12 protein-coding genes and 1 pseudogene are annotated in these 12728 nt (G+C 32.4%); 3 read left to right on the plus strand and 10 right to left on the minus strand.

Translation table 11 applies throughout. The features are described from left to right. Positions 1-19 precede the first annotated feature (19 nt). Together ACZZ9T_RS05290 and ACZZ9T_RS05295 are read right to left on the minus strand one after the other, a co-directional pair. Positions 20-1177: a glycosyltransferase gene (locus ACZZ9T_RS05290; RefSeq protein WP_463441226.1), complete on the minus strand. Its 1158-nt coding sequence runs from the start codon at positions 1175-1177 to the stop codon at positions 20-22. Between the two features lie 36 nt (positions 1178-1213). Then, a complete protein-coding gene (locus tag ACZZ9T_RS05295; RefSeq protein ID WP_463441227.1) occupies positions 1214-2056 on the minus strand; it encodes a glycosyltransferase family 2 protein in 843 nt (280 codons plus the stop codon). A 103-nt stretch (positions 2057-2159) separates the two neighbouring features. On the opposite strand from ACZZ9T_RS05295, the gene ACZZ9T_RS05300 reads away from it, so the two are divergent. The 3 genes and pseudogenes from ACZZ9T_RS05300 (at position 2160) to ACZZ9T_RS05310 (ending at position 5475) form a co-directional block, all read left to right on the plus strand. Beyond that, positions 2160-2930: a class I SAM-dependent methyltransferase gene (locus tag ACZZ9T_RS05300; RefSeq protein WP_463441228.1), complete on the plus strand. Its 771-nt coding sequence runs from the start codon at positions 2160-2162 to the stop codon at positions 2928-2930. Between the two features lie 199 nt (positions 2931-3129). Further along, positions 3130-4562, plus strand: a pseudogene (locus ACZZ9T_RS05305) (MBOAT family O-acyltransferase). 1 nt (position 4563) lies between these two features. Beyond that, on the plus strand, positions 4564-5475 hold the full coding sequence (locus ACZZ9T_RS05310; protein WP_463441229.1) for a hypothetical protein: 912 nt from the start codon (positions 4564-4566) through the stop codon (positions 5473-5475). 5 nt (positions 5476-5480) lie between these two features. On the opposite strand, the gene ACZZ9T_RS05315 is transcribed toward ACZZ9T_RS05310, so the two are convergent. From ACZZ9T_RS05315 to ACZZ9T_RS05350, 8 genes are read right to left on the minus strand one after another with little or no spacing between them, the layout of a single operon-like run. After that, the gene (locus ACZZ9T_RS05315) at positions 5481-6422 is read right to left on the minus strand and encodes a glycosyltransferase family 2 protein (protein ID WP_463441230.1); all 942 of its coding nucleotides are present in this window, start codon (positions 6420-6422) and stop codon (positions 5481-5483) included. Continuing rightward, positions 6422-7216, minus strand: a complete 795-nt coding sequence (locus ACZZ9T_RS05320) for an FkbM family methyltransferase (RefSeq protein ID WP_463441231.1) — start codon at positions 7214-7216, stop codon at positions 6422-6424. Before ACZZ9T_RS05320 ends, ACZZ9T_RS05315 begins: the two co-directional genes overlap by 1 nt. 11 nt (positions 7217-7227) lie before the next feature. Then, complete coding sequence (locus ACZZ9T_RS05325) at positions 7228-8304, minus strand: hypothetical protein (RefSeq protein ID WP_463441232.1); 1077 nt, start codon at positions 8302-8304, stop codon at positions 7228-7230. Then, a complete protein-coding gene (locus tag ACZZ9T_RS05330; protein WP_463441233.1) occupies positions 8294-9037 on the minus strand; it encodes a glycosyltransferase family protein in 744 nt (247 codons plus the stop codon). Before ACZZ9T_RS05330 ends, ACZZ9T_RS05325 begins: the two co-directional genes overlap by 11 nt. Next, on the minus strand, positions 9006-9248 hold the full coding sequence (locus ACZZ9T_RS05335; protein ID WP_463441234.1) for a glycosyltransferase family 2 protein: 243 nt from the start codon (positions 9246-9248) through the stop codon (positions 9006-9008). The genes ACZZ9T_RS05330 and ACZZ9T_RS05335 overlap by 32 nt, the downstream gene beginning before the upstream one ends. Further along, complete coding sequence (locus ACZZ9T_RS05340; RefSeq protein WP_463441235.1) at positions 9245-10150, minus strand: GT-D fold domain-containing glycosyltransferase; 906 nt, start codon at positions 10148-10150, stop codon at positions 9245-9247. Before ACZZ9T_RS05340 ends, ACZZ9T_RS05335 begins: the two co-directional genes overlap by 4 nt. Next, the gene (asnB, locus tag ACZZ9T_RS05345; RefSeq protein ID WP_463441236.1) at positions 10150-11937 is read right to left on the minus strand and encodes an asparagine synthase (glutamine-hydrolyzing); all 1788 of its coding nucleotides are present in this window, start codon (positions 11935-11937) and stop codon (positions 10150-10152) included. Before asnB ends, ACZZ9T_RS05340 begins: the two co-directional genes overlap by 1 nt. 15 nt (positions 11938-11952) lie before the next feature. Beyond that, entirely contained in the window at positions 11953-12714 is a 762-nt protein-coding gene (locus tag ACZZ9T_RS05350; RefSeq protein WP_463441237.1) for a methyltransferase domain-containing protein, read from the minus strand. Positions 12715-12728: the final 14 nt, after the last annotated feature.

A 12728-nucleotide genomic window follows, 5' to 3' on the forward strand; every position in this document is an offset into this window, starting at 1 on the left:
TTGTTTTAACTGCAGGGGATTATTTTTCAACTAATTTAGTGATGATATTTTCAACTGCATCAAAAATTTTTTGATTATCAAACTGTTTTTCAATATCAGTCAGATTTTCTTTAATATTGGAGACAAATTCTGGCTCGGTGATAAATTTCTTCATGGCTTCATACATCTCACTGGTTTCGTAATTGATGAGGTAACCCGTTTTTTTATGATTTATCATTTCAGGAATTCCGCCTACATTAGTAGAAATTATAGGCTTCTGAAGAATAAGTGAATCTGCAATAATCAATGGCCATCCTTCAGATTCAGAAGGCAGAATAAAAAAATCTGCGTTTTTCACATAGGGATAAGGATTTAACAATGATCCTAAAAATTCAAAACTTTTGGTTACGCCTAAATGTTCCGCCTGTTTTTTTAAATTTTCCATTTCATCACCGTCACCTATCACGATAATATGATGATCAAGGCCATCTTTTAATAATCCTGCATGTGCATCCATCAACTTGTGAAAACCTTTTCTGCTGTGAAGCCTTGCCACAGAAACAAATACCGGTTTGTTTGGGAATTTTGGTTTAAAAGCTTCAGCTTTATGTTTCAGCTCATCCATCGGAATGGCATTTAAGATGACCTGATTTTCCGGAATGTTTAAAGTAGGATAGGTTTCTATTAAAATATCTTTAGTCTGTTGAGATCCAAAAATAAAGTAATCAAACTGAGGAATCTGTTTTAAAATTGAGGGTACTACGGGTTGCAGTTTTGGAAAGGTAATATCTGAATGAAACCAGCCGATTTTTTTTGAATTTTTATTCGGTGAATTTAAAACTGATGAAAAGGCCGCATAAGTGGGTGCAATTTCAACGTCAAAATTTTCATTGAGTAACTTTTCGGCTATTTTCGGGTCTTTTTCAGCTTTCAGAAGCTTTATTTTTCTTTTTGCAAGTTGTAATTTTTGAATAATTGAATTTGTAGAAAAATCTTCTTTTCCGTTAGTTATAAAAACTTTTCTTACATGATTAGGAAACTCATTGCGAAGTTCACCCTGATTGATATTTAAACAAACCGTCATCTCAAATTTTTCTTTATCAAGATGATTGAGCATGCTTAAAATTACTTTTTCAACACCACCCATTTCCATAGAGCGGTGTCTGAAAAGAACCTTTGTTTTAGTGTTTTTCATCATTTTAGTGTTTTTTAAATTATTTTTTATTGTTTTTCATCATATATTAAATAACTGCTGACCCAAAATTTTCAACTTCTTTTTTATCCTAAAGAAAACAGAATTTTGATATTCAAGTAAATCATAAATCTGTTTGGAATCTTTGAAGTGATCAGGAACTGCTTTACCATTAATCATTTTTAAATTTCTTCGTTTCATTGCATTAAAAATTACTTGAGCAAAATATTCTCTTGATTTTGGTTTGTTATCATTTTGTGAGATACCACCAGAATGAGTTCTGTACAGATAATTAGCTTCGTCAATAAATTTTACTTTTCCTTTTTCATACATTTTTAAATATAAATCCTGATCCTCAGCAATTTTCATTTCAGAGTTTATTTTTACGGTCTGCTCATACAGATCTTTCCTAAAGCAAACAAAATGTACGATATGAACCGGACAGTTGAAAAAATAGAGGTCATTATTTGGAACCTGCATAGAATTTTTAGGAATTTCCAAATGAATTAGATTTTCGTCACACTTCACATATTTAGAATAGGTGAGTCCCACTTCTTTTCTGGTTGAGAAAATTTTAATGCTTGAGCTCAATGCATTGGGTGTAATCGCATCATCAGGATCTACAAAACCGCAGATTTTTCCGTTTGCCAGTTCTATTAGTTTGCTTTTGGTAATACCCACTCCGCTGTTATGCTCATTTCTGAAAATTTTAAAACGATTGTCATGATCTACCAATTTTTTAATGATTTCTAAAGAATTGTCTGTAGATGCATCATCCAAAATAATAGCCTCCCAATTATTATAGCTTTGGGCAATAATAGAATCGTAACAGTTTTTGAAAAACTTTCCGTTATTGTAATTGGCAATAAGTATAGAAAACTTCATCAGATGAAGAGGGATTTGTGTTAATAAATTTTCACAAAGATAATTATTCTTATAAATCATTAATAAGATAAAATCTTTATTTTTGTAAATTAATTTAAATGCTTTGGGCGAAATAAAAAGAGTTCTTAAAACCTTAATAGGTTATATTAAAAGACCAGACCTCTATCCTGAACTGGGAAGGAAAATTTTAAAAAACACCATCAACAGAAATAATGCCTTCAAAGGTAAAGAAAAAACCCATTCCTGGGCTGAGTCTAAAGTTGTTTCACAGGAGGATGCTATTTCTGCGCTTTTTAAAATTGACAGTTCTTCGTTTAGAAAAAATTTTAGTGAAGTCTTAGAACAAGCATCACAGAAAGAAAAAAATTGTCCCATAAAAATGGGTGGTCCCGGAGCTCTTGAGCTCATTTATTACGCTTGTGAATTTACCAATGCGGAGAATGCAGTAGAAACCGGAGTTGCTTATGGCTGGTCTTCTCTTTTTTCTTTGTTGTCTCTTGAAAAAAGAAACGGAACCCTATACAGCTCAGATATGCCATATCTGGGACAAAATGGAGATCAATATGTAGGTTTTATAGTTCCTGAAAATCTTAAAAAGTTCTGGAAATTATTTCGTTTTGCTGATAAGGAAGCTTTACCTAAAATCTTCAGTGAAAATAAGGTTTTTGATGTAGTACATTATGATTCTGATAAAAGTTATAACGGTAGAGTCTGGGCTTATAACGAATTGTACAGACATTTGAGAAAGGGTGGTGTGTTTATCAGTGACGATATTGGTGACAATTCTGCCTATCAGGATTTTTGTGAGAAAAATAGCATTCAAACCACAGTTGTTGAATTTGAAGGCAAGTTTGTGGGTGTTTTTGTCAAGTAAATTATTTTAAATATCAACTTTACCTTTAATATAAAAACTTCAATAAAGAATAGGATATTAAATTAAGATTTATCTTATCTGGTGTGTTATTCTTAAATTAAAATAAAAATCCATAAAAATTACTATAATTACGAATTTTATGAAACATTTATATACAGTTTTTTCATCTATAATTATTTAGAAATTATAAAAAAACTGTATGCTATTCAATTCCTTCGGATTTTTAATATTTCTGCCAGTCGTTTTTTTTCTTTATTGGTTTCTCTTTAATAAAAAGTATCAATATCAAAATCGTCTCTTGCTTTTTGCAAGCTTTTATTTCTATGCCTGCTGGGATTGGAGATTTTTGTTTCTATTAATATTTTCAATAACATTAGATTATTTTTCAGGAATTCAAATTGAGAAAAGCAAAACAGACAAAGAAGCTAAGTTTTGGTTGATCATAAGTATCGGAATTAATCTTGGTTTTTTGGGTGTTTTTAAATATTATAATTTTTTCGTCGAAAGTTTTTCCGAGTTAATTAATAGTTTTGGGTTGAATGTGAATATTTGGCTTATTAATATTTTTCTTCCTGTAGGAATTTCTTTTTATACATTTCATGGGCTATCTTACGTGATTGATGTTTATAAAAAAAGAATAAAAGCTGAAAAGAATTTCACAGATTATGCTGTTTTCGTAAGCTATTTTCCTTTGCTGGTTGCAGGCCCGATTGAGAGAGCAACCCATCTTTTGCCGCAAATTCAAAAGAAAAGAATTTTCAATCATCAACAAGCTGCTGATGGGATGAGACAAATCTTGTGGGGGCTGTTTAAAAAAATGGTAATAGCAGACAATTGTGCACCTATTGTAAACGAGATATTTAATAATTATCAAACGGAAAGTTCCTCTAATCTGGTATTGGGTGCTGTTCTTTTTGCTTTTCAGATTTACGGTGATTTCTCTGATATTCAGATATTGCTCTGGGAGTATCCAGATTGTTTGGGATAGAACTGTTAAAGAATTTTGCGTTTCCTTATTTTTCAAGAGATATAGCTGAATTTTGGAGAAGGTGGCATATTTCTCTTTCATCATGGTTCAGAGATTATTTATACATTCCAATGGGAGGAAGCAGCGGTGGAATTTGGATGAAAATAAGAAATACTTTTGCTATTTTTTTAGTTTCAGGATTTTGGCACGGGGCCAACTGGACATTCATTATTTGGGGATTCTTAAATGCTTTATACTTTCTACCTTTATTGGTTGCCAAAAAAAACAGGCAGAATATGGAAATGGTTTCTCAGGGCAAATTTTTCCCGTCATTAAAAGAAATATTCCAGATTTTATTTACATTTTCAATCGTCTGTTTTGCCTGGATTTTCTTTAGATCATCATCGTTATCACAGGCAGTTGTATATATTCGCAATATATTTGACGTGGAAGTCTTTTCATTTCCCCATCATTTTCCTTTCAAAGTCTTTTGCTTAATTGTTTTTATGCTGATTATCGAATGGATCAACAGGGAAAGATTTCACGGCCTTGAAGTGAGCAGATTTAATCCCTGGATCAGACGCATTATATATATACTGATTATATATATCATTTTACGATATGCCGTTTTTGGAAACAATGAATTTATTTATTTTCAGTTTTAGTATGAAAAAGTTTCTTTTAAAAATATTACCTTACTGTATAGCGATATTATTGTTATTTGGCTTGTTGGGTATTTTTGCTGATGGTAATACAGATGATAATTATATGCATTTTTCTGTTGAAAAACCTCAAAATATTATTTTAGGAGATTCGAGAGGTGCACAAGCGGTAATACCCGGTATTTTGAATAAAAAACTCAATAAAAAGTTTGATAATTTCTCGTTCAATGTTGTAGAATCACCTTACGGACAGATTTATCTTAAAGCTTTAAAAAGAAAAATGGATCCCAATACTCAAAATGGAACATTTATCTTAACAGTTGACCCCTGGAATTTATCTATGGATAGAAATGTAAAAAATACTGCAGAATATCCTGAAGAAAATTCTCCACTTAATAATATGTATTTTTATGATCTGTCGCCCAATTACGAATATCTAATAAAAAATTACACAAGAAGCTGGTTTAAGCTCTATACAGAAAGAAAAGAAGCTGGAAAATCAAATACTTTTCTACATAATGATGGCTGGTTGGAGGTTACCGTAAACATGAATAGAGATTCGGTAAACAGAAGGACAGAAGAAAAAATATCTTTTTATAAAAGCCTTTCGAAAAAACAGAAATTGTCATCAGATCGTTTACAAGCATTTAGACAGATCGTAAAGTATTTAAAACAAAAAGGTAAGGTCTATATAGTCCGTGTACCAGCTTCTTTTGAAATTATGAACATTGAGAATGAAAAATATCCTCAATTTAACCAGACAATCAAAAACTTAGCACAAAGTGATGATGTAAGGTTTTTTGATTTTTCTAAAAATTTCAATAATTATAAATATACAGACGGAAACCATATGTACAAAGAATCTGGTAAAATTTTCACAGCACAAATTTCAGATTCTATTCTGATGAAAAAATAATTTTATTAAAATAAATCTTTCCTAAAATTAATATTGTACAATCCGGATTTGATGCTTGGGAAATCTTTCACAAGATACTTCAAAATCATACCCCATTTTTTTATGGCAGGTGCATTTGCAATTTCCCAGCTGCGGTGCACTCTTTTGATATGAATTTTAATCTCTTCAGGTAACGTGTTTTCATTTTCTGCCCAGTGATTTACTTCTCTCCAAAGTAAAACTCTTGTGGAAGAAGGTTTTATCTTTTTTGTGTCAACCTGTGTAATTCGGTTATTCTCGTGAACACCTCTCATCGCCACAGCTTCATCTAAAATTCCTGAATAAAAATTTAAATAAAAAGAGCTTCTGAAAAGTAATTCTGTATCTTGATGTAGTCTTAAATGAGTTTTAAACAAAGGTTTCACTTTTTGTATTAAAGATTCTCTTCGTAGAGTTAAAGCATCAATGCTGAAAAGCCCAAAACTTCCTTTCATATTAAGCTGACCAGGAAATACATCTTTTGGATTGTGTCTTTTATATACAGTTGTCAGGCGGTCGCCAAATACCTTATAATACTGTTTTTTTGCCCTTTCCGAATAATAGTGAACACCAATTGCTCCATAAACGCCCTCCACATCAGGGTTTTTGAAAAGCTCTCTTTCGGCGTCAAATCGATTAGGAAGATAATAATCGTCAGCATCTAAAAATGCAATAAAATCTCCTGTAGACTTCTCAATAGCTAAGTTTCTGCTGGCTCCGGCACCATGGTTTTTTTTGTCAGGATGTTGATAAAGTTTTACACGATCATATTTTTCAGTTAATTTTTGACAAACTTCCAAAGCATTGTCGGGAGACTGATCTTCCACCAAAATTACTTCAAAGACCTCTTCAAACTGAAGTGCAGATTCCACAGCCTGAACAATATAGTTTTCTGCGTTGTAAACGGGAATGATGACAGATATTTTCATTAGGTTTTAAGATTTACATTTTTATTTACAGCTAAGTAGTTTGTCGTCAAGTAAATTTCAAATGCCTCATGATAAGTTACCTTGCGAATTCCGTCTTGTAGAATTCTGTAGATATCATAATTAGAAAGAAGTGAAAAGAAGTCTTTCAAGGTGTTTCCTGCATACAGACTTGCCAAGCCAAATTCAAATTGTATTAAGGAAATCTTGTTGTTTTCTAATGATCTTAAAGCGCCTTTGAAAGCTTCCAACTCGTGTCCCTCTACATCAATTTTCAGAAAATCAACATTTGAAATGTTGTTTTCCTCAATGAAGGTGTCTATTGTCTTTAAGTTTATAATTTCTGTTTTATCAAGCTTCTTGTGATGTCGTGCATACTCGCTATTTTCAATCGATGCCCATACAGATCCGTCGTAATCATAATTAATCTCCGCTGTTCCAGCTTTGCTGCTGAAGCCTATTTGATAAGGTATAAAGTTGAGGTGGTTTATTTTTTTTAGTTCCGCAATACAAAATGAAGTAGGCTCAAAAGCATGAATTGTAAAATCTGATTGTATATTTTGAATCAGTGATTTACTATATCCTCCAATGTTGGCTCCTACATCAAAGATTGTAATTGTTTGATTAGCGAAAATTTTATTGATTAAGGCGAAAACATATTTTTCTCCACTTTTTTCATAATCTGAACCGTTTCCATAGTTCATTCCTTTTAGTGCTGTATAAAAAAGTTTTTCAAAAAAAGTTTGGTAAGCAATTTTGCCATATAATTTTGAGGTGATTTTTTGTGTAATTCCCATGATAAGAAATGTTATTTTTTAAATTTTACGCTGCGATGTTCAGCCTGAAGATATATGAGTGTTTTGCTTTTAATGTTTTCGTTAAGATGATTTACAACGCTTTCCGGCGTGAGAAAATTCTGATAATATTCTAAAACATTTTTCCTCATATTAGAAATTTCTGTTTCTGAAAAAGCAAAAAGCTGTTCTGAAAGAATTTTATCAAGATCGGGTAAATCTTTAAAAATAATAGCATTCACTTGATGTTGCAGATTGGGATACATTACTTCTGCATATTCTTTTTCTATGAGAGGGATCGTTCCCACAGACATCGCTTCAATTACATTATGACATAATGGCATTACAACTCCCGGACAGCAGAGATAAAAATTGAAATAAGATAAAAGTTCTCTGATGTCATCCATTGCTATAGGACAGTTTTCTTTAATGGCAAAGATAAATTTTCCATTTAGTTGGTCGGTATTTTCAGAAATGATTTCCTCTTTATTATGAATAGACATAAATTGTTTTTTTTGCTGGAAAAAATCCAACAATTCTGTTCTAGGAATCACATTAAATTCCGTTCTTTTAATATCTAAATAGGCTTTAGAATCAAAATTTCCGTAGCAGTAAATAGAATTTATCCGTTGCTTCTCTGTGTTTACCTTGTTATCCCAAATATTTTGATGGTACATAAAAGGATGAAAACTCATCGGTACATGAAAGCAATTGTTCTCTTGATTTTCTTTTTTAAAATAATTTAGAAAATAATCAGGACTGAACATTTTATCATTGATTTCGATGATATCTTGTATAAAGTTATTTTTATTTATTGATAAGAAATTTTTCTCTCTCAAAATCAAACCCAGATAAAGATTTTTATTTCTTAGGTTTCTGAACTTCGAGAAACTCATAGGATAATAAATATTGTAACCGGATATCTGATAAAATTTTAAGACCAAATAAAAAAATCTGTGGTATAACTGAGGGTTTTCAACGTTCACCAATAAAGACTTTTGATTCTGTGGCGGATGATATAATTTTAGTTTTGCAAAAGCCAGAGAATCTTTCACAAGTACAATAATCTGATTTATTTTTTTACGAATCATGGTTTTTATTTAAGGCGTGAAAACGATATTTTGTTTTGATAAACTCAGGATTTATTAAACAGGTTGTAAAAAAATTAACCCATTTTCTCAGACCTTTTTGATTGGCTATTTTAAAGCTTAAATAATCCAATCTTATCTTTTTAGAATAGATAGGATTTAGTTTTAATGCTTTACTCCATTCGTAAAGAGAGGTTTGTAATAAGAGATTATTATGATAAAATTTACCTGAATAAGCTTTTATTTTGGTAATTCTATTGTCATCATGTACACCTCTTACTGCAATCGCTTTTTCTATAATTCCTGATTTCAGATAACAGTGATACGATAATTTAATAATAAAATCAGAATCCTGATGAACACGCAAATCTTTGTTAAATTGGAGATTATTTTTTTCAATCGAAGATTTTTTTACCGTTAAAGTATTCAGGTGAAAAAAAGAACCGAAAACTTGAGTTGTCAATCCCATTAATCCCTTAAAAACGTCTTCACCTGCCGCCGGAAAATTCACAGTGGTCAATGTGGTATTTTTAAATTTATTCTGAAATTCTTCTTTACCTTTTTCCGATAGATATTCTACACCAATTGCTCCGAATACACCTTCAATTTTAGGATCATTAAAAATTGTTTTTTCAGCATCAAAACGGTTGGGAAGATAATAATCATCCGCATCTAAAAAGGCAATGTATTCTGATTCGGCTTTTTCAAGACCCAGATTTTCTTGTTGCTCCTGCACCATGATTTTCTTTGTCAGAATGTTGATACAGCTTTATTTTTGAATTATCATTCACCAATTCCTGACAAATGATTAATGAATTATCGGTGGATTTATCTTCTACTAATACTATTTCTTTTACTTCATTAAACTGCAAAGCAGAAGCAACCGCTTTTCTAAGAAACAAAGAAGCATTATATACGGGGATGATGACTGAAATATTTAAGCTCATTCGGTAATTTCTACAATAATACTATTGGTATAAGTCTCCAGAAATTCATCAGGAATGTGGAAGGCTTCCTGTTTTTCTGCTTCATTAACGTGCCTTCCTGCAATGGCAATTTTTTCGGTTGTACCTTGCAAAAACCACATATATTCAATATCAATATGTCCGATGTCTACGGCCCAATAATTTAATTTCGCCAAATCGTAAGCTAGAATTGTTGCTGTAGGACCTAGTGCGATGAGAATTATTTTTTCCTGACCGTGCATTTTTGCCGATTCAAATATTGCATCATAACATCTGAATGCATTTTTTTCGGGAGACAGGATTCTCTGAACTGATCTTGCGTTGGCAAACAGATCATTGCCTACACCAAGTCGGGAAAATCTTCCTTCAATAAGCAGGAGATCTTTATTTTCCCAGATGTTTTTCAAAGAATTTACAATACCCTGGTTTCTTTTTACAGATTTGTTTTCATAACCAAGATAAAATCTTGTCATGAATGAGTTACCATACATTGTGTCTTTATTCAAAAAAGGGACTATTCTTTTGCCGTAATTGTTAATGAATTTTTTCCACCAGTATTTTGTCAAAATATCAAGTTTTGAAACCGAAGAAAGTGGTTCCGGAAGACAAACAATGTGATTTTCCAGCTCAGAATTCAGAACTTCTTTAAGTTTCTCTCTTATTACTTCATTGTTTTCCTGGAATTCTAAAGCGAATTCGGGGAACAGCAGCCTGAATTCTCCATCACCAAAACGGCTCAATGAAATTTTTTCCTGTATTATTTTATCTATAGTTTTGTCAATGCTCATGATTTTATATTTCGGAAAATCTGACCGTAACTTTCTGGTCTGCCAAAGCCATTGCAGATAGTAAAATTGTGAAGAGAGTTTTTTCCTGATGCTCATCATTTTATTTTTTCAGCCCACAATGCCAATTGCAAAAGATTCCAGTGTTTTTGTCCTTTGTCTAAAAACTTTTGGGAAGCTTTAAAATCGATATAATTAAAAACCGCATGATTCTTATTTTTCAAAAGGTCGTCAGAAAGATTCATTAAATTATCTTCCTCAAACCAATTTTCAATACTTAATCCAAAGCCTTGTTTTTGGCGGTTTCTGATCGTTTCTGTCCAGTAAGAATTCATCGATTCTCTAAGGATTGTTTTTTCCTGAGCAGAGTTGATCTTAAGCTGATCAGGAAGCTGAATGCAAAATTCGGCAAAGTCTACATCCAAAAACGGTGTTCTTACTTCCAGAGAATTTGCCATTGCCATCCTATCTGATTTTACCAGCATATTCCCGGGAACAAATTTTTCCAGATCGATACGCATAATATCGTTTAACGAGTTTTCGTCTGCGGTAAAACTGTAAGGCTGAGAGTAGTTTTCATTAATGCCAAGCTGCTTTCTTTCATTTTTATCAAAGAAATTTCGCACATCATTTTGATGAAAATCTAATATCGAACTGTACTGAATATTTTTCTGTGAAATATATGAGGTCTGCTTCAGATTCTGATACAATTTTAATCCAAATTGAGCTACGATATTCTGATAACTGAAATGTTTTTTCAGCTCATTTTCAACCTTATAAAAACTATAGCCGCCAAATAGCTCATCTCCCACATCGCCAGAAAGTACGACAGTGAGATTTTTTCTTGCAGCCTTGCAGATTTCAAAGTGCGGAAGACAAGAACGGTCAGCAAAAGGTTCATCTAAGAAGGGATTAACCTTCAAAATTCCTGAAACAAGATCTTCTTTCTTTTCATGTATTTCTACGTGTTTCGTTTCATATTTTTCTGCAATTTCACGGGCATATTTAAGTTCGCTTTTTTCGTGGTCATATCCAAAACTGATGGTAGTCTGATGCGGCAGAAATTCATTTACCAGTGCCACTATTGATGAAGAATCTAAGCCTCCACTAAGAAAGCTTCCAACTTCCACATCGGCAATAAGTTGTTTTTGCACAGCATTTTTTAAAAGAAAAATAAATTCTTCCTTCGCATTTGATAAACTGATCTGGCGGTCGCTTTTCGGAAGACTGTAATATCTTAAAATTTCGATTTCACCCTTTTTCCAAATCAACTGATGAGCAGGAGGTAGGATGAAGATGTTAGAATATATACTTTGGTAAGTGCTTACATAGCCATATTGCAGATAATGTGAAAGTGCTTCCTGGCTAACTTTTGGCTCGATTAACCCGCTTGCTATTATAGCTTTGATCTCTGAAGCAAAAATGAATTCTTTATTTTTCCCGATTGCATAATAAAAAGGCTTTTCTCCAAATCGGTCTCTCGCACAAAATAACTGCTGTTTTACATCATCCCAAATCGCAAATGCAAACATTCCGGGAAGATCATGAATCATCTTTTCCTGCTTGCGCTGATACATTGCAAGAATAACTTCAGTGTCAGAACTTCCTTGATAAGGATAATCAGAATAATTATTTTTCAGGGTTTGATAGCCATAGATTTCACCATTCAGAACAATACATTCGTTTTTTGTATTGGAAAACATAGGCTGTTTTCCGTTTTCAGAAAGATCAATGATCGAGAGTCTGCGATGTCCCAATGTTGCATTCTCATAAAACTCATGATGGGCAGAATCTGGACCGCGATGCGCAATAGCATCGGTCATTTTTAGGATTTCCTGTTGATAATTTCTGGAGTTTGGAGCAATAATTCCGGCAATTCCACACATAAGCTGATTGTATTATTATGGAATTAGTTTTTCACAAAAGAAAATATCTTCGTCAGGATTTACTCCAAACTTTTGATATTTCTCTGAAATATTTACCCGATTTACTTTAAAGCCTACACTTTCTAATCTGTCAACATAATCCTGACCGTATATTCTTACATGATCAAACTGCCCGAATAATTCTTTTCTTTTATTCTGATCAGTAATGGTGAAATCTTCGGATGTATGTTGACTGTTTTTAGAAATAGGAACCTGCAAAATGGCTTTCCCTCCAACTTTCAATACTCTGTGAAGCTCTTTCATTGCTTTTGTGTCCTCAGGAATGTGCTCCAAAACATGATTGCAAATGGCATAATCAAAATGCTGATCCTCAAAGGGAATATCCATAACGTTCATATTCTGAACATATTCCGGATAATCGTAACCTTTTGTAAATAAATCGCCACAAATATATTCTTTAAAATTCTGTGCGAGAATTATTTTTGAAAGTTTGGGCTCGGGTGCAATATGAAGTATGCCGATGTTTTTATTGTCAGGAAGCTTCAATTCATCAATAAGAAACGCATATAACAGCCTTTCTCGGTCTCTGGATTCGCATTTATAACAACCCGCAGCTCTTCTTCCTCCGCCAACGACCTGCTTTTCTTTTAGAACGGGAAGATCGTGACCCACTATTTTTAAATCTTTAGCATCATAACCACAAAATGGGCAATGATAGTTGTTTCCGGAATGAGATTGAAGTTTTATCTTGTTTTTAATTCTTTTTATTAATGACATATTAAGTTTAATTT

This window comes from Chryseobacterium sp. AC417 (genome assembly GCF_979258215.1).